The 22887-nt window shown below is 69.0% G+C and carries 20 protein-coding genes; 7 read left to right on the top strand and 13 right to left on the bottom strand.

The window, feature by feature from the left end:
* Window positions 1-206: 206 nt before the first annotated feature.
* The 6 genes from lnt to AB4120_RS11410 all read right to left on the bottom strand — a co-directional run bounded on the left by lnt (window position 207) and on the right by AB4120_RS11410 (window position 6430).
* On the bottom strand, window positions 207-1814 hold the full coding sequence (gene lnt / locus AB4120_RS11435) for an apolipoprotein N-acyltransferase (RefSeq protein ID WP_149136683.1): 1608 nt from the start codon (window positions 1812-1814) through the stop codon (window positions 207-209).
* Window positions 1811-2695 (bottom strand): HlyC/CorC family transporter, encoded by an 885-nt coding sequence (locus AB4120_RS11430; protein WP_149136682.1) that lies wholly within the window; start codon window positions 2693-2695, stop codon window positions 1811-1813. Before AB4120_RS11430 ends, lnt begins: the two co-directional genes overlap by 4 nt.
* 123 nt (window positions 2696-2818) lie before the next feature.
* Window positions 2819-3559 carry an rRNA maturation RNase YbeY gene (gene ybeY / locus AB4120_RS11425; protein WP_149136681.1) on the bottom strand — a complete coding sequence of 247 codons (741 nt, stop codon included), beginning with the start codon at window positions 3557-3559 and terminating at the stop codon, window positions 2819-2821.
* 2 nt (window positions 3560-3561) lie between these two features.
* Window positions 3562-4575: a PhoH family protein gene (locus tag AB4120_RS11420; RefSeq protein ID WP_149136680.1), complete on the bottom strand. Its 1014-nt coding sequence runs from the start codon at window positions 4573-4575 to the stop codon at window positions 3562-3564.
* An 8-nt stretch (window positions 4576-4583) separates the two neighbouring features.
* Window positions 4584-5936: a tRNA (N6-isopentenyl adenosine(37)-C2)-methylthiotransferase MiaB gene (gene miaB / locus AB4120_RS11415; protein ID WP_149136679.1), complete on the bottom strand. Its 1353-nt coding sequence runs from the start codon at window positions 5934-5936 to the stop codon at window positions 4584-4586.
* Between the two features lie 107 nt (window positions 5937-6043).
* A complete protein-coding gene (locus AB4120_RS11410; RefSeq protein WP_441642265.1) occupies window positions 6044-6430 on the bottom strand; it encodes a hypothetical protein in 387 nt (128 codons plus the stop codon).
* A gap of 399 nt (window positions 6431-6829) precedes the next feature.
* Here AB4120_RS11410 and AB4120_RS11405 point away from each other — a divergent pair, with 399 nt between their 5' ends.
* Window positions 6830-8449, top strand: coding sequence for a DEAD/DEAH box helicase (locus AB4120_RS11405; protein WP_441642264.1), 1620 nt, complete (start codon window positions 6830-6832; stop codon window positions 8447-8449).
* A 14-nt stretch (window positions 8450-8463) separates the two neighbouring features.
* Entirely contained in the window at window positions 8464-9498 is a 1035-nt protein-coding gene (locus AB4120_RS11400; protein ID WP_149136677.1) for a serine/threonine protein kinase, read from the top strand.
* Between the two features lie 9 nt (window positions 9499-9507).
* On the opposite strand, the gene AB4120_RS11395 is transcribed toward AB4120_RS11400, so the two are convergent.
* On the bottom strand, window positions 9508-9945 hold the full coding sequence (locus tag AB4120_RS11395; RefSeq protein WP_144197249.1) for a universal stress protein: 438 nt from the start codon (window positions 9943-9945) through the stop codon (window positions 9508-9510).
* A gap of 307 nt (window positions 9946-10252) precedes the next feature.
* Here AB4120_RS11395 and AB4120_RS11390 point away from each other — a divergent pair, with 307 nt between their 5' ends.
* The 5 genes from AB4120_RS11390 (at window position 10253) to AB4120_RS11370 (ending at window position 15902) form a co-directional block, all read left to right on the top strand.
* Complete coding sequence (locus tag AB4120_RS11390) at window positions 10253-10870, top strand: response regulator transcription factor (protein WP_149136676.1); 618 nt, start codon at window positions 10253-10255, stop codon at window positions 10868-10870.
* A 273-nt stretch (window positions 10871-11143) separates the two neighbouring features.
* Window positions 11144-11641 carry a Csu type fimbrial protein gene (locus AB4120_RS11385; RefSeq protein WP_441642263.1) on the top strand — a complete coding sequence of 166 codons (498 nt, stop codon included), beginning with the start codon at window positions 11144-11146 and terminating at the stop codon, window positions 11639-11641.
* Between the two features lie 71 nt (window positions 11642-11712).
* On the top strand, window positions 11713-12420 hold the full coding sequence (locus AB4120_RS11380) for a fimbrial biogenesis chaperone (protein WP_441642262.1): 708 nt from the start codon (window positions 11713-11715) through the stop codon (window positions 12418-12420).
* Between the two features lie 18 nt (window positions 12421-12438).
* Window positions 12439-14922, top strand: a complete 2484-nt coding sequence (locus AB4120_RS11375; protein WP_441642261.1) for a fimbria/pilus outer membrane usher protein — start codon at window positions 12439-12441, stop codon at window positions 14920-14922.
* Window positions 14919-15902, top strand: a complete 984-nt coding sequence (locus AB4120_RS11370; RefSeq protein ID WP_441642260.1) for a Csu type fimbrial protein — start codon at window positions 14919-14921, stop codon at window positions 15900-15902. The genes AB4120_RS11375 and AB4120_RS11370 overlap by 4 nt, the downstream gene beginning before the upstream one ends.
* On the opposite strand, the gene creC is transcribed toward AB4120_RS11370, so the two are convergent.
* The 6 genes from creC to AB4120_RS11340 all read right to left on the bottom strand — a co-directional run bounded on the left by creC (window position 15892) and on the right by AB4120_RS11340 (window position 22878).
* Complete coding sequence (creC, locus tag AB4120_RS11365) at window positions 15892-17373, bottom strand: two-component system sensor histidine kinase CreC (protein ID WP_149136670.1); 1482 nt, start codon at window positions 17371-17373, stop codon at window positions 15892-15894. The two genes, AB4120_RS11370 and creC, sit on opposite strands and share 11 nt — an antisense overlap.
* 13 nt (window positions 17374-17386) lie before the next feature.
* Window positions 17387-18097, bottom strand: coding sequence for a two-component system response regulator CreB (gene creB / locus AB4120_RS11360; RefSeq protein WP_441642259.1), 711 nt, complete (start codon window positions 18095-18097; stop codon window positions 17387-17389).
* A gap of 40 nt (window positions 18098-18137) precedes the next feature.
* Complete coding sequence (locus AB4120_RS11355; protein ID WP_441642258.1) at window positions 18138-19244, bottom strand: NAD(P)/FAD-dependent oxidoreductase; 1107 nt, start codon at window positions 19242-19244, stop codon at window positions 18138-18140.
* 99 nt (window positions 19245-19343) lie between these two features.
* Window positions 19344-19808, bottom strand: a complete 465-nt coding sequence (locus AB4120_RS11350) for a (2Fe-2S)-binding protein (RefSeq protein WP_149136667.1) — start codon at window positions 19806-19808, stop codon at window positions 19344-19346.
* On the bottom strand, window positions 19805-22087 hold the full coding sequence (locus tag AB4120_RS11345) for a xanthine dehydrogenase family protein molybdopterin-binding subunit (RefSeq protein ID WP_441642257.1): 2283 nt from the start codon (window positions 22085-22087) through the stop codon (window positions 19805-19807). Before AB4120_RS11345 ends, AB4120_RS11350 begins: the two co-directional genes overlap by 4 nt.
* Window positions 22084-22878, bottom strand: a complete 795-nt coding sequence (locus AB4120_RS11340) for an FAD binding domain-containing protein (RefSeq protein ID WP_441642256.1) — start codon at window positions 22876-22878, stop codon at window positions 22084-22086. The genes AB4120_RS11345 and AB4120_RS11340 overlap by 4 nt, the downstream gene beginning before the upstream one ends.
* Window positions 22879-22887: the final 9 nt, after the last annotated feature.

Genomic DNA, 22887 nt, shown 5'->3' with positions numbered 1-22887 from the left:
CTATTCCGTGCTTCCGGCTCAGTGTCCCAGTCCCAACTCCCCCGGACAAATATTCCTGAACCACCTGGCGCTTGAACGCCTCGTTGTACTTCGCCATGAAAAACACCCCAAAGGTTGAACGGGTGTCCAACTTTTGGGGTGCAGTTCAAGCAGGCCCGTTTTTTCTTTGGCGATGGATTCGCGATGGATTGGCATGCGGCCCGCCGCTACGGGCGTGCGCGCCGCCGCGCGCCGAACGCCAGCGCGAGCACTGCCAGGCAGGCCGCCAGCGCCGGCACATTGCCCCAGCGCACGAAGGGGGTGAGCCCCTGCGTGCCCTGCACGGTGGCCGCGAGCGTGCCGAGCTGGAAGGTCGGCAGCCGCGCCTGCACCGAACCATCGGGCTTTACCACCGCCGTCATACCGGTATTGGTCGCGCGCAGCATCGGGCGGCGCGTCTCCAGGGCGCGCATCCGCGAGATCTGGAGATGCTGGTCCAGCGCGATGGTGTCGCCGAACCATGCCAGATTCGTCACATTCGCCAGCATATTGGCCGGCGAGGGCTGCTGGCGCAGGGTGGCGGCGATTTCCTCGCCGAACAGATCCTCGTAGCAGATATTCGGCGCCACATGGATGCCGCGTACCGGCACCGCCGGCTGGTCCAGCCCGCCGCGCCGGAAGTCACCGAGCGGCATCTTCATCATGTCCACGAACCAGTGGAACCCGAACGGGATGAACTCGCCGAACGGCACCAGATGGTGCTTGTTATAGCGATAGAGCGTGGGCTGTTCCGGGCCGATGGCGAACACGCTGTTGGTGAAGTCGACCGGTGAATCGGCCCCGGCCGCGCCGAACAGCACCGTGGTGCCGGTGGACTCCATGTACCGGCGCACCGCCTGGGCGATATCCACCGGCAGTTCCTGGAGGATCACCGGAAATGCGGTCTCGGGCGTGACTACGAGGTCCGCCGGCTCTGCCGTAATCAGGTCGCGGTACAACTCCAGCGAGCGCTGGATGCCCACCGGTTCGAACTTGATGTCCTGCGCGACGTTGCCCTGGAGCAGCCGCACCGAGATCGGCTGGCCAACGGGCGTGGTCCAGGCGATGGGGGCGAGCGCGACACCCAGCGCGGGCAGGCCGATGACGAGGGCCAGCGCCGTGCCAAGCCGGCCACGCGTGCCAGCGTCCGGCGTGGCGGAGCGGCGCAGGGCGGCGCGTACCGCCGTCACCAATAGCGCGGCCACGGCCGCAGCCAGCGCGGTAATGCCGTACACGCCGATCAGCGGGGCGAAGCCCGCGAGCGGCCCGTCGGTATGGGGGTAGCCGCTGCCCAGCCACGGGAAGCCCGTGAACACCACGCCGCGCAGCCACTCGCTCAGCGCCCAGGTGGCGCCGAACGCCAGCGCCGGCAGCACGCCATGGCGCCCGCGCTGGGTCAGCCAGTGCCAGGCGCCGCCGGCCAGCGCGGGCCAGATCGACAGATAGCCGGCAAACAGCACCACGGCCAGCGCGGCCATCCAGGCCGGCATCTCTCCGTAGACATGCATGCTGATATAGAGCCACCAGATCCCGGACAGGAACCAGCCCAGTCCGAACGCGTAGCCCGTGGCGGCCGCCGCGCGCGGGCGCGGGGCATCGGCCAGCAGCGCGACCAGCCCGGCCATCGACAGGATCTGGAGCCACCACCAGTCATGGGGCGCGAACGCCTGCGTGTGGGCGATGCCGAGCGTTGCCGCCATCAGCAGCCGGAACACAGCGGTAGCGGACCCGGCGCGGTGGCCGGTTTGCCGGGCGCCCGCCGTGCTGGCGGCGCCGGCCTGGACTTCGCGCGTCATGCGTCGGCCACGGCCAGGTGGTCGGTCGCCTCGCGGCGCACCTGTAGCAGATGCACCTGCCGCGCGTCGGCGCGCAGCACTTCGAAGCGGAGCGGTGGCAAAGTGATGATCTCGCCACGATGGGGCACGTGCCCCAGATGATTGGTCAGCAGGCCGCCCACGGTGTCCACGTCGTCATCGGGGAAGGCGGTGCCGAAGGCCTCGTTGAACTGCTCGATCTCGGTCAGCCCGTGCACGCGCCAGGCGCCATCGGCGGTCGGCAGGATCTTGTCGTGGTCCTCGTCGAGGTCGAATTCGTCCTCGATGTCGCCCACGATCTGCTCCAGCACGTCCTCGATCGTCACCAGCCCCGCCACGCCGCCGTATTCGTCCACGACGATGGCGATGTGGTTGCGGTTAATCCGGAACTCGCGCAGCAGGATGTTGAGCCGCTTGGACTCGGGGATGAACACGGCCGGGCGCAGCGTTTCGCGCAGGTCGAACGTGTCGTCGGTGTAGTAGCGCAGCAGGTCCTTGGCCAGCAGGATGCCGATGATGTTGTCGCGGCTGCCTTCGTAGACCGGAAAGCGCGAGTGCGCCGTCTGCTGCATGTAAGGGATGAACGTCTCGGGCGCGTCGGCGATGTTGACGGCGTCCATCTGGGCGCGGGGCACCATGATGTCGCGGGCGGTCAACTCGGAGACCTGGAACACGCCCTCGATCATCGAGAGCGAATCGGCGTCGATCAGGTTGCGCTCATGCGCTTCCTGGAGCACTTCCAGTAGTTCGGCGCGCGTGTCCGGCTCGGGGGAAATGAAATCGGAAAGTCGTTCGAGAAGGGACCGTGGGCGATCCGCCTGCTTGTGATTGGCAGGTTTCGAACTGGGATAGGGGTCGTTCATGTCGCGGCTTAGCGCGTGGTGGAGATCGTCTGAAGCATACACTAAAAGGATTCCCGCCCCGTGACAGGGGGTGCCGTGGCGCACAAAGGTGGCGCACACGGCACTTCAAGGGGTGTCCCCGCGTCAGCGATCCTCGCGCACCGGCAGGTACGGATCGGCGTAGCCAAGCGCCTGGAGCGTCTCGGTCTCGATTGCCTCCATTTCCTCGGCCTCGCCGTCATCCTCGTGCTCGTAGCCCTGGGCGTGCAGCACGCCATGGACGATCAGATGCGCGTAGTGGGCATCGAGCGGCTTCTTCTGTTCCCTGGCCTCGGCTTCCACCACCGGGCAGCACAGCACGATATCGCCGGTCACCGGGTCGTCGGCGTGCTCCGCGTAGGCGAAGGTCAGCACATTGGTCGCGTAGTCCTTGCCGCGATAGGTGCCATTCAGCGTGCGGCCCTCTTCCTCGTCGACGAATCGGACGGTCAGGGCGGCATCGGCGAACAGCGCCGAGCGCACCCATTTGCCGATCTGCTTGGCGGACGGCAGGCCGGCGCGCTTGCGCACGCCATCGCCGTACTGGATGTCGAGTTCGACGTCCGGCGGCGTGGCCGGCGTGCCGGTGGTGGTCACAAGTGGCGTAGCCGTCACGGCGACCGATACGGCATCGTGGTTGTCCGGGCGCACCAGCAGGCCGGCCTGCTGGCGGGTGTCGGTGTGTTCGGCCAGCAGGGCCACCACGCCGTCGGCGGCCTGGGACAGGTCCACGGTCAGGCTGCGCCCATCGGGCAGTTGCACGCGCAGCGCGTGCGCGGCGCTCTTGCGCGCGCGGCCGTCGGCATCGAACAGGATGAGGCTGGCGGCGGGAGACTTCTTGGTCAAGATCAGGCGTCCTTGTGCTGGGCGTGGAATTCGTCGTAAGCATCGACGATGCGCGCCACCAGCGGATGGCGCACCACGTCGGTACTGGTAAAGCGCGTGAACGCAACGCCGCGCACATCGCGCAGCACGTGCTGGGCTTCCACCAGGCCACTTTTCTGCCCGCGCGGCAGGTCAATCTGGGTGGTGTCGCCGGTAATCACGGCCTTGGCGCCGAAGCCGATCCGCGTCAGGAACATCTTCATCTGTTCCGGCGTGGTGTTCTGGGCTTCGTCGAGGATGATGAACGCGTGGTTCAGCGTGCGGCCACGCATGTAGGCCAGCGGCGCCACCTCGATCATCTGGCGCTCGAACATCTTCTGCGTGCGGTCGAAGCCGAGCAGGTCGTACAGGGCGTCGTAGAGCGGGCGCAGGTAGGGGTCCACCTTCTGGGCGAGGTCGCCCGGCAGGAAGCCGAGCCGCTCGCCGGCCTCCACGGCGGGGCGGGTCAGCACGATGCGCTTGACGGCATCGCGCTCGAGCGCGTCCACGGCGCAGGCCACCGCGAGGTAGGTCTTGCCCGTGCCGGCCGGGCCGATGCCCAGGGTCAGGTCGTGCGCGAGGATATGGCGCAGGTACTCGCGCTGCGTGGCGGTGCGGCCCTGCAGGCCGGTGCGGCGCGTGTGCAGCACCGGGGAGTCGTCCAGGCCGCGCGGGTCTTCCTCGCCATTGGCGTAGCCGCTGGCCGTGGTCTCGGGCAGGTAGGCGCCGTGCGCGGAGATCTGGCGCGATTCGACCAGTCCAAGCTGGATGTCGTCGATCGACAGCGCCACGCGGGAGTCGTTATAGAAGCGCTCCAGCGCCAGCGCGGCGTCCTGGGCGCGCGCGCCGCGCACCGTCATGCGATGGCCGCGGCGCTGGATCGTCACGTCGAGCGCCTGCTCGATCTGGCGCAGGTTCTCGTCGAGCGGCCCGCACAGGTTCTGGAGCCGCGCGTTGTCGTCCTTGGGTGCAACGAATTCCGCCGTCTGGATTTTCATGGAGGTCCTTACTGGCGCACCACGATCTCGCCGCGCAGCGAGTGCGGGAACGCCTGCGTGATGCTGACATCGACCATCTGGCCGATCATCTGGTCGCGCCGCGCCTGCGGCACGCCGGGCAGCGCGAAGTTGACCACGCGGTTGTTCTCGGTGCGGCCATGCAACTCGGTGGGGTCCTTGCGGGCCGGGCCTTCCACGAGGATGCGCTGCACCGTGCCGACCATGCCCTGGCTGATGCGCTGCACGTTTTCCTCGATGGTGGCCTGCAGCCGCTGGAGGCGGCGCAGCTTCACGTCATGCGGGGTGTCGTCGTGCAGGTTGGCCGCCGGCGTGCCGGGGCGCGGGCTGAAGATGAACGAGAACGAGGTGTCGTAGCCGACTTCCTCGATCATCGACATCAGCTTTTCGAAGTCCGCATCGGTCTCGCCGGGGAAGCCGACGATGAAGTCGGACGACATCGACATGGTCGGACGGATGGTCCGCAAGCGGCGAATAATGCTCTTGTACTCGAGCGCGCTGTAGCCGCGCTTCATCGCCATGAGAATGCGGTCCGAGGCATGCTGCACGGGCAGGTGGAGATGGTTCACCAGCTTGTCGCAGCGCGCGTACAGCTCCACCAGCCGCGAAGTGAACTCCTTCGGATGGCTGGTGGTGTAGCGGATGCGCTCGATGCCGGGGATCTCGGCCACGTATTCGATCAACAGGGCGAAATCGGCGATCTCCGTCGTGCCGCCCATGGCGCCACGATAGGCGTTGACGTTCTGGCCCAGCAGCGTGACTTCGCGCACGCCCTGGTCGGCCAGGCCGGCCACTTCGGCCAGCACGTCCTCGAACGGGCGCGAGACTTCCTCGCCGCGCGTGTAGGGCACCACGCAGTAGCTGCAATATTTGGAGCAGCCTTCCATGATCGAGACGAACGCGCTCGGGCCGTCCACCTTGGCGGGCGGCAGGTGGTCGAACTTCTCGATCTCGGGGAAGGAAATATCCACCTGGGACTGGCCGGTGCGGCGGCGGCGGTCGATCAGGTCCGGCAGGCGGTGCAGCGTCTGCGGGCCGAACACGACGTCCACGTAGGGCGCGCGGGAGACGATGGTGGCGCCTTCCTGGCTGGCCACGCAGCCGCCCACGCCGATCACGAGGTCCGGCTTGGCGGCCTTGAGCGCCTTCATGCGGCCCAGCTCGGAGAACACCTTCTCCTGGGCCTTCTCGCGCACGGAGCAGGTGTTGAAGAGGATGACGTCGGCGTCTTCGACGTTGTCGCAGGGCTCCATGCCCTGCGTGGCGTTCAGTACGTCCACCATCTTGTCCGAGTCGTACTCGTTCATCTGGCAGCCGTACGTCTTTACAAATACTTTTTTCATGGTGCCGGTCTCAGTGGTTTACCTGGGGGCATCAGGGTTTGCTTCTGCTTCTGGGGACAACGCGGCCGGGGGCGGCCGCCTGCTACGTTTTACGGTCTTCTCTCAGCTTAATGCGAGGCCTTCCATTCCTTGACCTCGGCATCGGTCAGCACCCAGGCGGTCTGGAGCTGGCCGTATAGGTCCAGCTTGTAGCGCACCGGGAGCTTCTTGCCGGCGATGACCACCGGGTTCAGCAGCTGTGTTTCCGTGCTGAAGACCCGCAGGCCGGGCGCCGTGGCCACCGTCTTGCTGTCGAGCTTGGCGGTCAGCGGCGTGGAGGCCGTGGGCATCGCCATCACCATCCGCGCCATCGGCGCATCGGCCGGAATCACGCGGACCGGGGCGCCGGCCACGGGCACGTTCTGGGCCAGTGCGGCCGCGCCGGGCAAGGCCAGGGCGGCGGCAACCACCGCCAGGAACACGGACTGACGCGTCTGGGAGAACCGCAAGGACATGATGACTCCGGCTTCGGGTGACTGGAGAGGGAATGGCGCCGCCGCGCGGCATGCGCACGGGCCGGGCAACCCGGCATTCTACCCGCTTCGCCCGCCTTGCACCCCCTTTGGGAGGGTATCGGCGCCCGGTGTGGCGAGATCCGGACACCCCGGCTGCCCCGGAGCCGGGGCCGTTGGAGGTGGATCCGGCATCACCCCGTCGCCGGCGGGGTATGGGGGAGCGTATGGGGAGGGCGCCGGGCTGGTACACTACGGCGCTTCTCCCACCGGAGGCGGGGGCAATCGGCCCGTCCCACCGGGACCTGACCCCCTTCGGGGTGCTTCAGGTTCGGTTTCCTACCCATGCCGCCCAGCGATTGGCGCAACCCCTTGCGTGACGGGCGGCTGAAGCGTCATTTCATGTCTTTTTCCGATCTAGGCTTGTCCGACAAGCTGGTGCGTGCCGTGGCCGAACAGGGCTACACCACGCCGACCCCGATTCAGGCGCAGGCCATTCCTGCCATTCTCAAAGGTGGCGACCTGCTCGCCGGCGCCCAGACCGGCACCGGCAAGACCGCGGGCTTCACGCTGCCGATGCTGCAGCTGCTGGGCGAATCCGCCGCCCGCAATCCGGCCCCGCGCGGCGCCCGCATGCCAGTGCGCGCACTGGTGCTGACTCCCACGCGCGAGCTTGCCGCCCAGGTGGAGGAGAGCGTCCGCAACTATGGCAAATACCTGAAGCTGCGCTCGATGGTGATGTTCGGCGGCGTCGGCATCAACCCGCAGATCGAGGCCCTCAAGCGCGGCGTCGATATCGTCGTGGCCACGCCGGGCCGGCTGCTCGACCACGTGTCGCAGCGGACCATCGACCTCTCCCAGGTGGAACTGCTGGTGCTGGACGAAGCCGACCGCATGCTCGACATGGGCTTTATCCACGATATTCGCAAGATCCTGAATATCCTGCCGGCCAAGCGCCAGAACCTGCTGTTCTCGGCCACGTTCTCGGACGATATCCGTGCGCTGGCTGACCGGCTGCTGAATAACCCGGCCTCGATCGAGGTGGCCCGCCGCAACACCACGGCGGAAACCGTGGCGCAGCGCGCCTACCCGGTGGACCGCGAACGCAAGCGCGAACTGCTGGCCCATCTGGTGCGCGAGCACGACTGGCACCAGGTGCTGGTCTTCACGCGCACCAAGCACGGCGCCAACCGGCTGGCCGAGCAGCTGACCAAGGACGGCCTGTCCGCGCTGGCGATCCACGGCAACAAGAGCCAGTCGGCGCGTACGCGCGCGCTGTCCGAGTTCAAGGCCGGCACGCTGCGGCTGCTGGTGGCTACCGACATCGCCGCGCGCGGCATCGACATCGACCAGCTGCCCCATGTGGTCAACTTCGACCTGCCGAACGTGCCCGAGGACTATGTGCACCGTATCGGCCGTACCGGCCGCGCCGGCGCCGAGGGCGAGGCGATCTCGCTGGTCTGCGTGGACGAACATGGCCTGCTGCGCGATATCGAGCGACTGATCAAGCGCCAGATCGAACAGACCATCCTGCCGGGCTTCGAAGTGGACCCGAGCATCGTGGCTGAGCCGATCCAGAAGGGCCGCCAGCAACGTGGTGGCGGTGGTGGTGGCCAGGGCGCAGGCCGTGGCCAGCGCCCGCCGGCACAGGCCAAGCCCCGGGGCGAGGGCGGCGAACGCCGTCAGGAACGCGCCCCGAAGCCTGCCGCGCCGCGCCAGGAAGGCCAGCGCCAGGACGCACCGCGCAACCGCCCGGCCCAGCCGGCGCGCGGCGCCAATGGGAACGGTAACGGCAATGGCAACGGCGCCAATGGCGGCAACCGGGGTGGCCGACAGGCTGCCGGCAACGGTGTCAGCGGTGGTAATGGCGGTGGTAATGGCGGCGGCAACGGCGGCGGCAACGGCCGCGGTGGCAACGGCAACAGTGCCCCGCGCCCCGCGCAGGATGCCGCTGGGGCGCCGCCCGCGCGCAACCGTCGTCCGGCGCCCCAGGCGGCGCTGCTCGGCGGCCGCAAGCCCTGAGCGGCACGCGCCTCATGACTGCGCCCGTCGATGCGGATGTCCCCTACGCCGGCCTGACGCCGGAGTGCATCCTCGATGCGCTGGAAGCCGCCGGCTTCCGGCCGGACGGGCGCCTGCTGGCGCTCAACAGCTACGAGAACCGGGTCTGGCAGGTCGGCATCGAGGATGCCGCGCCGGTCATCGCCAAGTTCTACCGGCCGGGCCGCTGGACTGACGCTGCCATCCTCGAGGAACACGCGTTCGTCCAGCAACTGGCCGATGCCGAGATCCCGGCCGTGCCTGCGCTGTCTGCCTCGATGGGTGGACAGCCGCCCGCCACGCTGCTCGCGCACGACGATTTCCGATTCTCCGTATTCCCGCGCTGCGGCGGCCGCGAGCCGGCGCTCGACCGCGCCGAGACGCTCACGTGGCTGGGCCGCTTTATCGGGCGCATCCACGCGGTGGGCGCGTTGGCGCCGTACCAGGCCCGTCCCACGCTCGACGTGGAGACCTTCGGCGTGGTCCCGCGCGACTACCTGCTCGCCCACGACTGCATTCCTGCCGATCTGCTCGCGCCCTGGCGCGCTGCCGTGGACCTGGCCCTCGATGCCGTGCGGCGCTGCTACGACCGCGCCGGCGATATCCGCCTGCTGCGGCTGCATGGCGACTGCCATCGCGGCAATGTGTTGTGGATCGATCCGGAAGACGCACGCGGACGCGGCGCGCCGGGCCCGCATTTCGTCGATTTCGATGACAGCCGGATGGGGCCCGCGGTGCAGGACCTGTGGATGCTGCTCGAAGGCGACCGCGCGGCGATGCAGGACCAGTTGGCCGACATCGTGGCCGGCTACGAGGATTTTGCTGAATTCGAGACGCGCGAGCTATGGCTGGTGGAGGCGCTGCGCACGCTGCGCCTGCTGCACTACAGCGCCTGGCTGGCCGCGCGCTGGCGCGATCCCGCTTTCCCGGCCGCCTTCCCGTGGTTCGGCACGGCGCGCTACTGGCAGGACCGCATCCTCGAATTGCGCGAGCAGATCGCGCTGATGGACGAACCCCCGCTCTGGGGGTAGGCCCGTCGATCAGGCGGGGCGGTCGCCCTTGACCATCATTACCGGGCAGTCGGCCTGCGCCAGCACGCGGCCTGCCACGGAACCAATCACCGCATCGAAGAACGACCCCCGGCCATGGGTGCCCATGACGATGGCATCGGCATGGACCGCCCTGGCGTGCGCCAGGATCTTGTCCGGCGCGAAGCCGCGCAGCGGATGGCGTTCAAACGGCACACCGGCATCGCCCAGGATCTTGCAGACCGAGGCCATGGCTTTCTCGCTTTCATCGTGGTGCCAGGCGTCGATGGTGTCCTTGTTGACGAAGGCGCGGACCTGGCCCGTGACCTCGGGCGAGACGTGCACCACATGGACGGTATAGCCCGGTTGCAGCAGCCGGCCTGTGGCCAGGAAGTGCGCGGCGGCATCGCTGAAGCTCGATCCATCGGTGGCAAGGATGATCTGGGGCATGGCAGGGATCTCCGGTTATGGCGTGACAGGTGTCACACATCATCGCCAGCTTGGCAGATGTGCGGGACTCGCCTTTCAACTTAGGTCAAATTCAGACGAAATTTTCAGGATTTCACGATTGTCATGTCTGCCGTGATGTGATTTGCCTATGTCACCGGCGCCCCCTGGGCAGACACAAATCCGCAGGAGCTGAAATTTCTGCAGCGATATACGGAAGTTTCACCGTGTCATTGCCGATTTTTCCGCATCCTGCACGGAAACGGACGGCCTATGCTCGGGCATCACTCAACTGTAGGAGCCCGAGCCCATGCCCACCGCCCTTGTCGTGGACGATCACCCTGCGATCCGGCTTGCCGTCAGAAGCCGCCTCACCGAGGACCTCGATTTCGACACCGTCACGGAAGTGACCAACGGCGCGGACGCGCTGCGCGTGCTGCGCGACGCCATCGCCGACCTGATCGTCGTGGACCTGAGCCTTCCCGGCGTGCCGGGCGAGGCCTTGCTGGCCGAACTGGTCTCGCGCCATCCCGGCACCCGGGTGCTGGTGCTGTCCGCCATGACCGGCGCTGGCGAGCGCGCGATTCATGGCGGCGCCCATGGCTACGTCGACAAGGGCGACGGCCTGCACGCCCTCACGCCGGCCCTGCGCGCGGTCATGCAGGGCTTCGCGGTATTTCCCACGCACCTGCTGCCCACGCTGCGGCGCCTCTCGGCCGTGGCCGGCGACCCCGCGCGCATTTTGAGCCGGCGCGAGCTGACGGTATTGCGCATGCTGGCCTCGGGCCATACCAATAAGGCGATATCCGAATTACTGGAAATCAGCAATAAAACCGTCAGTTCGCATAAGGCAAATATCATGAGCAAACTGAAATTCAAATCGCTGATTGAACTGGCAGAGTTTGCGCGACGACATCACTTGCTGTAAGTCCGGACGTGATGGGGGCGCTCCGTTATGAATATTTCTTGAGTCTCGCAGCGCACGATTGACTTCGATTTGTCCGGCATCTATATCAGCAGTGCGCGGAAATGTCTTTTTGCTGTTTCTCACCGCGAGCGCTGGAAACCGATGAATCAATGAATGCGGATTCAGTGATTTTCACGAGAATCCGGCGCGCGAATCCCGATGGAATATCGACGAGATTCCCGCGCAATTCACAGCATGCAATGCGATTCCGATAGATCCGGACAAGGAGATGTCATGCCTGCTCGTCTTTCACATGTCATGGCCATCGCGGCCGTGTTGTCACTGCCGGTGCCACAACTGGCCGCGGCGGCCACCAAGACCGGCACGTTCCTCGTGAGCGCCGTGGTGGTCAGCGACTGCGACATCCGTAGCACGCCGAACCTCGCATTTGGCGAAGTAGGTGCGATCAGCCAGCCAGTGGATGTGACCAGCGTCATCATCGTGGCGTGCACGGCCGGCACCGCCTACACGATCGCGCTGAATCCCGGTGACGGCACGGGTTCCACGGTCGCCGACCGCCGCATGAGCAATGGCACGAATTCGCTGAAATACCAGTTGTACAGCGACGCCGCCCGCACGGCGGTCTGGGGCCAGACCGTCGGCACGGACACCGTTGGCGCTACCGGCAACGGTAATGACCAGGAGCGGACGATCTATGGCCGCATGCCGGCCCAGACCATGCCGGCGGCGGGCACCTACCAGTCCCGGGTGACGGTCACCGTCCAGTATTGAGCCGCGCGGCTGCCGCACCCACCGGCACCCACCGCGCCCATTCCTGCCCGACCCCCTGTCGGAGACACAACATGACAAGAAAACTCCTGGCGACTCTTGCGCTCCTGCTGGCGATGCCTTTTGCGAACGCGGCGACGATCCACGTCAAGCCGACCATGACGCTGATTCCGCCTGGCCAGTCCGCCGCGGTCATCACGCTGACCAACCAGGGCGATACGCCGCTCAACGCGCAGGTGCGATTGTTCGGCTGGGACCAGGCGCAGGGCGAGGATGCGCTCTCGCCCACCAACCGGCTCGTCGCCAGCCCGCCGATGCTGACGCTGGCGCCGCGCCAGACGCAGTCGATCCGGCTCGTGCGCACGGAAAAGTCGCCGGCCACGCAGGTCGAGGCGTATCGGGTGCTGGTGGACGAGGTGCTGGACAGCAACCAGCCCCGGCCATCCGGCGTGACGCTGCAGATGCGCTACTCGCTGCCGGTGTTCGTGCTGCCGCGCGAGAAGCTCAAGCCCGCGCAGGTCAGGGTGACGGCATCGGCCGACGGCAACCTCGTGAAGCTCGGCGCCGCAAACCGGGGCGAGAGCTATGCGCAGGCCACTGAAGTGTCGCTGCAATACCGTGGCGGCGGAACCACCCCCCTGGTGCCCGGCCTGCTCGGCTATGTACTGCCGGGAAAATCGATCGAATGGAAGCTGCCATTGCCCGCCGACGCTGCGGCAAAGGGCCGGCCAACGCGCGTCAGGATGATGATCAACGGGCGCGAGATGTTGGTCGATCTCTGATGCCGACCGTGCCCGCCCATGTCAAAACCGCCCCGTGGAGGTGCCGCTTCCCGCGCACCCCGCAAGCTGGCGCTCGCGCTGCTGTGCGGCGTCGCGATGGACCTGATGGCCGGCGCGCACGCATGGTCGCAGCCGTTGTCGGGTGCCGGTGACGAGGCCGCCGCCTTCTACCTGCAGGCGGCTGTCAACGGTGTCGAGAAGGACCTGATCGTTCGCGTCGACCGGCGGGCCGGTGTGCTGTACATGGCCGCCGACGAGTTGGCGGAACTCGGCATCCGTATCGACGACCTGCCGTTCGACGCTGACCAGCTGATCGCCCTGGACGCCGTGCCGGGTCTCGGCTATGACTACGACGCCGCCGCCCAGCGCATTGTGCTGCACGTGCCCGAGGGGCTGCTCAGGCCCCAGCGGCTCGGCGCCGAGCCGCCCCCGCTGCCGCCGGTGCAGTCCGGTACCGGCCTGGTGGTGAACTACGCGTTCAACCTCCAGACCACGCGGCTATCGCTGGACGAGCAGCGCGCGGCGCAGCGCAAGCCCAGTCCGCTGCAGGGCTCGGGCACGCACGGGCCGCAGCCGCTGATCGGAGAGCAGGCTTTTTCCGACAGCTACGACCGCCTGAACCGGACCTTGTCCCTGTCGAGCGAGCTGCGCTTCTACGCGCCGTTCGGCGTGTTGCAGAACTCGGGCGTCACTACGCTGCACGAGGGCCAGACGGCGTACCTGCGGCAGGACACCTACTGGACCTACCAGGACCCCCGCCGGCTGATGAGCTATACGGTCGGCGACTTCGTCTCCGCCGCCTTGCCGTGGTCGCGGGCCGTGCGCATGGGCGGGATCAGCGTCGCGCACAACTTCGACACCCGCCCGGACCTCGTGACCTACCCGGTGCCGTCGCTGGGCGGCAGTGCCGTGGTCCCGACCACGGTGGACCTCTATCTCAACGGCCTGCGCCAGTTTTCGGCGCAGTCGTCGGGCGGACCCTTCGTGATCGCCACGCCACCGGCGCTGACCGGCGCGGGCACCGCTACGCTGGTCTATCGCGACCAGCTGGGGCGCGAGGTGATCGTCAACCGGCCGCTGTATGTCGATGCACGGCTGCTCGCCAAGGGCTTGTCGGAATACGCGGTGCAGGCCGGCTACGCGCGGCGCAACTACGGCAGCCTGTCCTTCGACTATGCGGGCTCGCCCACCGCCACGGCCTCGGGCCGCTACGGCGTGACCGACGCGGTGACGGTGGAAGCGCATGCGGAGGCCGCCAGCGGCCTGCGCAACGCCGGCATCGGCGGGCTGGTGCAACTCGGGCACTTCGGGGTAGTGAACGCGGCATTCTCCGGCAGTACAGGCGATGCCAGCGGTATGCAGTTCAGCGGCGGCTACCAGTACATCTCGCGGGCATTCAGCTTCACGTTGCAGGGCATCCACGCGGCGAACCAGTACCGCGACCTCGGTACGCTCGAGGGCGTGCCCGTGCCGAAGCAGCAGCTGTACGTCACGCTCAGTGTGCCGGTCACTGCGCGGCAGACGCTGTCGGTCAGCTACTCGCGCCAGGACGCGTCGTTCCTCGGCGGCTCCCGCATCGTGTCGGTCGGCTATACGGCGTCCATCGGGGCGCGCTTCAACGTCTTCGCCAACGTGTTCAAGGACTACGACCAGCGGCAGACCGTCGGCGCCTTCATCGGGGTGACGGTCTCGCTCGGCAACAGTGTGAGCGTCGGCACGAATGCCAGTTCGTACGATGGGCGCAAGAGTGTTTCGGTGACGGCGAACCGGCCCGTCGACTACGACAAGGGCGGTTTCGGCTGGAACGTGCAGACCGATGCCGGCAGCGAAAGCTATCGCCGCGGACTCGGCCGGGTGGACTATCGCGGCCGCTATGGCGACGTGACGGCGCAGGCCGAGCACATCAACTCGGGCAATATCGAGTCCAACCATGTCTCGCTTTACGGGGCGGGCTCGCTGGTGGTGGCGGACGGCGCGGTGCTGGCCGGCCGGTCGATCTACGATGCCTTCGCCGTGGTGTCGACCGACGGCCTGCCCGATGTGCCGGTCCTGCGCGAAAACCGCCTGGTCGGCAAGACCAACGCCGGCGGCCGCCTGCTCGTGCCCGACCTGCTGCCCTATGACGGGAACCGGATCGCCATCAGTACCCTCGGGCTGCCGGCCGAGGCCAGCGTGACCACCGACCGCCAGGTCGTGGTGCCGCCTACGCGCGCCGGCGTGACGGTGCGCTTCCCGGTCACGCGCTACGAGGGCGCCACCGTGCTGCTGGTCGATGCGCAGGGCCTGCCGCTGCCGGTGGGGGCGCACGTCGTGCTCGAAGGCAGCGGCGCCACGGCCGTGGTCGGCTACGACGGCGCCGTGTTCCTGCCTACCCTGCAGCCGGACAACCGGGTGACGGTGACGTTTGGCGACAAGGCCTGCACGGCGCAGGTGCCTTATGCCCCGCGCGACGTGATGACCACCATCGGACCCTTCCCCTGTGTCCTGCGGGAGCAGCCATGAACGCCCGCCTGTTTCTCAGTTCGCTTCGCCACCTGCTGGCCTGCGGACTGTTCGCCTGCCTGGGGTGGGCGGGCAGCGCGCACGCCATCGACTGCACTGTCACCATGAGCGACATCGAGTTTGGCGAGGTCAACGTGCTGGACACCACGCCAGTCAGTGTTAATGGCGAGGTGAAGGTCGAGTGCAGCGACATGACGACCAAGTTCGCCCGTGTCTGCCTGAGCTTCGGTACGCCGGGCGGCGGCACGGTGGCGAACCGTACGATGGCTGGCCCAACCTCCACGCGCCTGGCCTACAACCTCTACCAGAACGCCTCGCACACCACCCCGTGGGGCTCTGTGTACCTTGCGCCGGCGCAGCCCCGGTCGGTGACGCTGCTGGCCGACGCGTTCGGCATGGCCACCGCCACGGTGATGTACTACGGCTACATGCTGCTGCCGCAACCGGCGGTGCCGGCCGGCAGCTATGCTGCGATCTTTACCACGGCGGACACCAACATGAATGTGCAAGGCTATGTGACGACGCCACCGGCCTGCTCGACCAGCATGCCGCAAGGCTCGCCCTGGGCCTTCACCGTGCGCGCGACGGTGATCTCGGACTGCAACATCACGGCGACCAATATCGATTTTGGACAGATCGGCCTCATCAGCGGGCCGGTGTCGGCCAACGGCAACATCAGCGTGACGTGCTCGGCGGGCACGGCTTATTCGATCTCGCTCAACAACGGCACGGCTGCGGGGGCCACCCCAGGCGCGCGCAAGATGACACGCGATGGCGGCACGGAGACGCTCACGTATGGCTTGTATATCGACGCCACGCACAACATTGCCTGGGGGGACGGAACGGGCGGTGCGACCGTCATGATGGGTACGGGGACCGGCCTCGCCCACGAATTGCCGGTGTACGGGATGGTGCCGCCGCAGCCCGGACCAGTGCCGGGCGTCTATCGGGACACGATTATCGTCACGATCACGTACTAGCGGCGGAGAGGGACAGCGTCGCGGCCGTGCCGCCGCCGGGGCGGTTCTCCACCGTGACGCGGCCATGGTGCAGCGCCGCCACCTCGCGCACGAGGCACAGCCCGAGGCCGGTGCTCTTGTCGCGGCCATCGGGGCGCGGCAGCGAATAGAAGCGCTCGAACAGCCGCCCCTGCGCGTAGGCGGGTATGCCCGGGCCATCGTCGGTGATGCGGATGTCGATCCTCCCGGGCGCGCCGGGCAGCACGGCGATCTCGACCGTGCCGTGCGCCGGCGAGAAGTCGAGCGCATTGTCGAGCAGGTTCGCCAGTGCCTGGCGCAGCAGGAAGGGGTCACCATTGACCACGGGCGCCACGATCGCCCCCGAGCCTGCCGGCAGCGGCTGGCGGCGCAAGCTGATGCCGCGCTGGCGCGCGCGGGGCTCGCTCGCCTCCACCAGCGTCTCCAGCAGCGGCAGTAGCGCCACCGGCTCGCTGGCGTCGAGCTGCTGCTTCTGCTCCACCGCCGCCAGCATCAGCAGCTTGCCGATCATCAGTTCGAGCCGCCGGGTCTGACCCTGGATGTTGGCGGCGAAGCGGCGCCGGTCGGCGGCGGGCATCTGCTCCTGCAACAGCTCCGCTGCACCGCCGATCGCGGCCAGCGGGCTTTTCATCTCGTGGGTCAGTGTGTGGATGTAGTGCTCCACGTACTGCTTGTCCTCCAGCCGCAGCCGCATCGTCTCCACGGCGCGGCCCAGCTCCGCCAGCTCGCCGGCACCGCGCAGCGGCATCTCGGCGCGCTCGCCGGCGGCCACCGCGCGGGCGTAGCGTTGCAGCCGGCGCAGCCCGTGCACCAGCCACAGCGTGCACGCCAGCCCGATCACGAAGGCGCAGCCCATCAGCAGCAGCCCGTGGAGCAGGATCTTCTGCCGGCTGCGGTCGATGAAGGGCGCCATCACCCGATTGGGTTTGGAGACGGTCAGCACGCCGATGATGGAGCCGCTGTGGGGCGCACTCCCGGCGGCATCGGCCCGGATCGGCGCCGCCACGTGCATCACGGTGCTGTCGGCGTCATCCGGGTCGGTGCGCGTGCTGCGGGCGCCGTACTTGCCTTGCAGGGTGCGCGCCACATCGTTCCAGCGGGAATGGTCGGCGCCCGTGGCGGTGCCGGCGGAGTCGAAACGCACGATGCCCCGCGTGTCGGTGATGGTCACCCGGTAGTGGATGGTGTCCTTGTGCACGCCCCAGATCGTTGCGTCCACCGGCACGCTCGCCAGCGTGGCCATGCGCCGCGCGAATGCGCCATCGGCGATGTGGCCCTGCTGCAAGTCGTCGGCGGCCAGCAGTGCCAGCACCTGGGCGGTGTCGGCCAGCGTGTCCTCCATCGCCTGGCGCACGCCCGGCTTCACCTCCTGCACGAACACCCGCAGCGTGAGGAACGCGGCCAGCCCGACGATCAGGAAGAAGCCGAAGAAGATGCGGAGTCCGATATGCATGCCGGCCGGGCGCTCAGGGATCGAGCGAATAGCCCATGCCGCGATGGGTGCGGATGGCGTCGAACGTGGCGTCCACCGCGCGCAGCTTGGCGCGCACGGTCTTGATATGGGTGTCCACGGTGCGGTCGATGGTGTCGGCGGCGTCGTGCCAGACGCTGTCCATCAGCTGGGCCCGCGAGTAGATGCGTCCCGGCTGCGCCACCAGCAGCGCCAGCAGCCGGTACTCGTAGCGCGTGAGGGCCAGCCACTGGCCGTGGAAGGCGATGCGCGCGCCGGCGGCATCGTGGGTGAAGCGGGCGGGCGGGGGCGCCGAGGCCGAGACCGAGGCCGGGGCCGGGGCCGGTGCCCCGGCGCGGCCGCCGGCACGGCGCAGGATCACCCGCACCCGCGCGGCCAGTTCGCGCGGCGAGAAGGGCTTGACCACGTAGTCGTCCGCGCCAATCTCCAGCCCGACGATGCGGTCGATCTCCTCGTGCCGCGCCGTCAGGAAAATCACTGGCACGTCAGAGAACGTGCGCAGCGTGCGACAGACCTCGAAGCCGCTCATGTCCGGCAGGCCCACGTCCAGGATCACCAGGTCGGCCGGCGCCGCACGCAGCCGCTGCAGCGCATCGCTGCCCAGCACGAGGTGCTCGGCCTGCATGCCGTCGGTGCGCAGTGCATAGAGGATGGTGTCGGCGATGGCGGCTTCGTCTTCCACCACGACGACGGTCGGCGGGTTCATCGATTCCAGACCTGGGATGCTTGGGGTTGGCGCGATCTTATCAGGCGCGCACCCCGCGCCGATGGAAGTAGACGCGCTCGGCGGCCAGCCGCAGCGGCGCGGCATGGAGGAGCACCTCGAACGGCCAGTCGAACTGCAGGCGGTCGAACACCCAGCGCAGCGCACGCTTGGTCAGGAAGCGTGGCGCGCTGGCCGTCGCCACCCGCTCCGGCACCGGCCCGCCGTGGAGCAGGTGGGCGGCCATGGCCTCGCCGATGGTCTCGCCGTGGCGCCACGCCGAGTGGATGCCGCCCGCCGTCACCGGCGAGACCACCCCGGCCGCATCGCCAGTCAGCATCACCCCGGGGCCGGCGATGGGCGCGACCGGCCCCCCGCACGGAATCAGCCCAGCCCGCGTGGCGCCGGGCAGGGCGTCGTCCGGAATTTGCAGCAGATGGCGCACGCGCTGCAGAAAGCCGTCGATATCGGGCGCACGCGGGCGGCGCGGCGCCTGGCGCAGCGCGAGGCCGGCCTGCACGCCGGTCGGGTTCTGCGTCACCCAGCCGATATAGCCCGGGGCGAAGCGCTTGCTGACGAAGCAGTGGAGCGCGCCCGGCTCGGGCAGCGTCATGCCGGGAAACTCGTACTCCACGCCGTAGAGGAAGTCGTGCACGCGCCCCAGGCCGGCCGTGATGGCCACGCGCGAGCGCACGCCATCGGCGCCCACAAGGTAGCGCGTGCGGCCCACGCCGGGTACGCGCCAGCCACCCCCGCAGGGCTGGGCGCCGGTGAACGCGGTGCCCAGGCGCAGGTCCACGCCATGGCACACCAGTTCCGCGGCCAGCCAGCGCATCAGGCGCGGGGTATCGGTCGTCAGGAAGTAGTAGCCGGGGGCGCGCAGCGCCAGGCTGCGCAGGCTGGGCGCGTACAGCCGCACCTGTTCCACGCGGTGCAGGCAGTCTGCCGGCGCGTGGCGCAGCCAGGTCTGCTCGGCGGCCTCTTTCACGATGATGCCGGTGGTGTGCAGCTTCTCGCCCGGATCGACCTTGCGCTCCAGCACCACCACGCGCAGGCCGGCCCGCGCCGCCGCCAGCGCGCAGGCCGCGCCCGCGAAGCTGGCCCCCACGATCACCACGTCCGCATCGAAATTCGCACCGGCTGCCGTCATGTCACTGCTCCTGAAGTTGGACGGCGCGAGTGTGGCCAGCCAGCGTGAAGCCGGTATGAGGCGAATGTGTGGCGTGGACGTCGCCGAAATCAGTCGGAATCAGTCGGGGAACAGCCTCTGGGCCGCGCGCCGGATGCCGCCGTAGCCGGTGCAGCGGCAGAGGTTGCCGTTGAGCAGCGCGCTGGCTTCGGCCTGGCAGGGCCGGGGCTGGCGCAGGTGCAGGTGCGTCATCGTCATCACCATGCCCGCCGTGCAGTAGCCGCACTGCACGCCGCCGCAGCTGGCCAGCGCCTCGCGTACGGGCAGGCTGGCGGCGTCCGCCGCGACGGACTCGATGGTGCGCACCGCGCGGCCTTCCAGCTGCCACGCCATGACCAGGCAGGCGTTGGCCGGCGCGTCGTCCAGCCAGACCATGCAGGCGCCGCAGCGGCCCACCTCGCAGCCGGGCTTGGCGCCGGTCAGGCCCCAATGCTCGCGCAGCAGCGTGAGCAGCCGGGTGTCGGGGGCGCAGTCGATGCGCACCGGGGCGCCGTTCAGCGTCAGGTTCAGGGTGAGAGAGATCACGCTTGCTCCAGGATGGCGATGACCTGCGCCGGCTGCACCGGCAGGCGCGTGACGGGGTGCCGCAGCGCCACGGCGATAGCATTGGCGACGGCGGGCACCGCGAAGTTCACGCTGATCTCGCCCGCGCCGCGTGGGCCGATGGGGTCGCCGTCGGGCAGGTTCTCGATGGCGATGACGTCCATCGCCGGGGCGTCGGCCAGCGTCGGCATCAGGTAGGTGTCGAGATTGCGCGCCGTATAGCGCCCGCCCTCGCACGGCAGGTCTTCCTGCACGCACATGCCCAGGCCCATCACCGCGCCGCCCTCCATCTGGCCGAGGTAGCCCTGCGGCGACGCCACCGGCCCCAGCGCGGTGCACAACACCATGGCTTCCACCGCCACCACGCCGCTCCAGGTGTCCACGCGGACCTGGGCGAGTGCCGCGCACGCGCCGAACACGAAGTGGGTGTCGTGGGCGTTGCCCTCGGGGTCTTCCGGTGGCAGGTCCACGCCGATGCAGGGGCGAGCGGCGCCCAGCGCATCGGCCAGCGCGCGGTAGGGCAGGCACAGGCCGTGGGCATCGTGCACGCCGCCCGCGCCGAGCCGCAGCGCCTGCGCTGGCTGGCCCAACTGCGCGGCGGCGGCGCCCAGCAGCGTTTCGCGCCACGGCTGCGCGGCGTGCGTCAGCGTGCGCCAGACCAGGGTGGTGGCGCGCGAGGCCGCCACGGGGCCTGAGTCCGGCGCGCAGGCCGTATCGCCGAGCACCGCGCGCACATCGTCCGCCCCGCAGCCCAGATGCGTCATGCAAAGGCTGCGGATGGTGCCGACGAGGTTCTGGCCCAGTTCGGTGAAGCCGCAACGCAGTTCGATGGCGCCATCGGCGGTCAGGGCGAGTTCCATCCGGCTCGCGCCCGGGCCGCCCTTGCCGAAGCCGTCGCTGCGATGGACCAGCGCCAGCCCCACGCCGTGCACGTAGCGGCCTTCACCACTGTGCCAGCGGTGCAGGCCGCGCCAGAGCGGCTGGGCGCGCGCCACGTCCAGCGCGCGGTGCGGGCCGTCAAACGGCACCACCTGCTGGCCGAGCGGCCCCGGCGCGTCCGGCGCGGCGAGGTTGATCGCCCGGAAGCGCGCGGCGTCCAGCCCGGCGCGCGTGGCCAGCCGGTCGATCTGTTGTTCGAGCGCGTACTGCACCTGCACCGCGCCGAAGCCCCGGAACGCGCCAGCCACGCCGTTGTTGGTGTAGGCCAGCCGGCCATGGATTTCCACGGCGGTGTAGCGATAGGGGCCGGGAGCGTGCTCCACGGCGGCGTCCAGCACCTCGGGGCCGTGCGTGGCGTAGGCGCCGGTATCGGCGAGGATATCCACCTGCTGGAAGGTGAGCCGCCCCAGCGCGTCGCAGCCGGAGCGCATGCGGATGCGCATCGGGTGCCGCTTCACGCCGAAATCCACCGATTGCGGCCGTGTCAGGTGCAGGCGCACGGCGCGCTGGGTCTGCCACGCCAGCAACGCGGCGATGGGCTGCACAGTCAGCTCGTCCTTGCCGCCATAGGAGCCGCCCACGGGTGTGCCAATCGCGCTGACGCGGTCGTGCGGCAGGCCGAGCATGTCCGCGATGACCTGCCGTTCGCGCGCCGGGTTATGGCCGCCGAAGCAGAGCCGCAGGCCGCCCTGGCCATCGGGCTCGGCCACGCCGCCCTCGGTCTCCAGGAAGCCGTGCATCTGGCGCGGCGTGGTGTAGGTGTCCTCGACGATATGGACCGACGCCGCTTCGGCCGCGGCCAGGTCGCCCCGGCGATGCGTGACCCGGTGCAGCAAATTGCCGCCCGGGTGGACGTGGGCCGCTTCGGGGCACGCCGGCGCCAGCGCGGCGTCGGCGTCATCGACCAGTGGCAGCAGCGCGTATTCCACGTCGATCAGCGCCAGCGCGGCGCGCGCGGTGGCCATGTCGACGGCAGCCACGGCGGCCACCGGGTCGCCCACGTAGCGCACCTTGTCGCGGCACAGCACCGGGCGGTCGATCTTGCGCAGCCCGTAGTCGGCCACGCCGGGGATGTCGGCATGCGTGACGACGGCATGCACGCCGGGCAGCGCGCGGGCAGCACGGGTGTCGATCCGCACGATGCGCGCATGCGGGTGCGGGCTGCCGAGGATGGCGCCGCGCAACTGCCCCGGCGCGATGCGGTCAGTCAGGTAGCCGGGATTGCCGGACAGCTTGGCGGCGGCGTCCGGGCGTGGCGCGGTGGCGTCGTCGGCGAGGCGCCGCGTGCGGTGCGGGGTGAAGTAGGGAGGCAAGGCGCTCATGGCGGCGTCAGCAGGCCGCAATGGCCCGCGATCAATCGGCTGGCGATGGTGGCCAGCGGGGGCGGCAGGGCGTCCAGGCAGGCGGCGCGCAGCGTGGCGAGATCGGGCGACGTGCGCGCGAGCAATGCCTCCACCGCATCGAGGCGCCGCACCGGCAGGTCTGGCGCGGCCACGGCGGCATGGCTCAGCGCGCGTCCCCGGCCGGCATCGTGCCAGCGCAGCGCCATGCGCAGCCGTGCCGGCGAGAAGGCCGCGCGGTAGCCCACTTTCTCGAACACCGCGTGCACGGCGCCGTGGCGACCCGCGCGCGGCAGGTGGAAGGCCACCATCAGCGGCCGCACCGGGCGTTGCAGGGTGTGCGCGAGCGGCTCGCGCCGGCCGTCGGCCAGTTCGGCTTCGGCATCGAGGGCGAGCAGCACCGGCGCGGCGTCGCCCATGCCCCAGCCAATATTGCCGCCGAGCGTGCCCAGATGCCGCACGCCGAGCGCGCCAAGCTGGGCGATGGCCTCCGCCAGCAGCGGCGCGTGGGTGCCCACCAGCGGGTGCCGCCGCACCGCTTCGAGCCGCGCGCCGGCGCCGATGCGCAGGCTGTCGGCGTCAACCTCCAGCGTAATCGGCCAGGTCTCGGGCCAGTGCTGGATATTGATATAGCAGACGTCGCGCGGCGCCAGGCGGGGCTCGTCCCATTCCTGCTGGATCAGCGTGCCACCGGCGATGAAGCGCGCGCGGGCACCAAGCTGATCGGCCAGTGCCTGGGCGGCTTGCGGCGACGCGGGCGTGACGAGTTCCATGATGTTGTG

It is taken from the genome of Cupriavidus sp. 2KB_3, assembly GCF_052115685.1.
Lineage (GTDB): Bacteria > Pseudomonadota > Gammaproteobacteria > Burkholderiales > Burkholderiaceae > Cupriavidus > Cupriavidus campinensis.
Note: the sequence above shows the minus strand (reverse complement) of the source record. Positions and strands in the feature narration are given on the sequence as shown.